Raw genomic sequence first — 637 nt, 5'->3', positions numbered from 1 at the left:
TTCTTGAAGAACCATGTTAGTAATGCCCCAATAATGCCGAGAAAACCTAAAAAGGCACTGTTCATCTTGAGGATGAATTCTATCTGTTTTGCCAAGACCTCTGATTCGACTTGTCCTGCCTGACCAGAAGTCGGCGATATTCTAACAGCTATAGTAATAATGGAAACTGAGGCTGCAATTACCAAGCACAGCGTTATCCATTTACCCCATTCAAAAGCTTTCGATTGATTCCTAAAAGACATTTTATTCTTAGTTTAAATGATCTATTCAAAAATCACTCCCAAGGTAAAGTTACTTCAATTTTTTCCTTGAGTTGATTAGAGTTTTGTATTGCTTGCAATAACTTTTTTCGTTGTGGGTCATCAACACCAAATATGGTGATAGTTTGATACGCATCATTGGGATTATGTAGGTTATTTGCCTGAATCCATACAAACGAAGGAGTATTTAGCTGGCCACCGACAGAAGAATTGCCGTCTGCTCCCCCTTTGAAGCCACTCTTGTACCAAAAATCTAATGCTGGTCCAAGGACCTCTTGATGTTTGCCTTGTTTTTTCCACTGATTGCCTGGCACATCTTTCGGGTGTTTTATATTATTAGCTTTAACTAGATATATCCGAGCATTCTGATTTAAGAC

General features: G+C 38.5%; 1 protein-coding gene and 1 pseudogene. Both read right to left on the bottom strand.

All coding sequences use genetic code 11. The annotated features are described in order from the left end of the window. The coding region (locus tag E1H13_RS27090) for a hypothetical protein (RefSeq protein ID WP_206071140.1) at nt 1-185 on the bottom strand (185 nt) is incomplete at its 3' end. Nucleotides 186-274: 89 nt separating this feature from the next. Next, nucleotides 275-637 (bottom strand): annotated as a pseudogene (locus E1H13_RS26710) (hypothetical protein); the annotation flags it as partial.

The sequence above is a fragment of the Nodosilinea sp. P-1105 genome, from assembly GCF_012911975.1.
Taxonomy (GTDB): Bacteria; Cyanobacteriota; Cyanobacteriia; order Phormidesmidales; family Phormidesmidaceae; genus Nodosilinea.
Note: the sequence above shows the minus strand (reverse complement) of the source record. Positions and strands in the feature narration are given on the sequence as shown.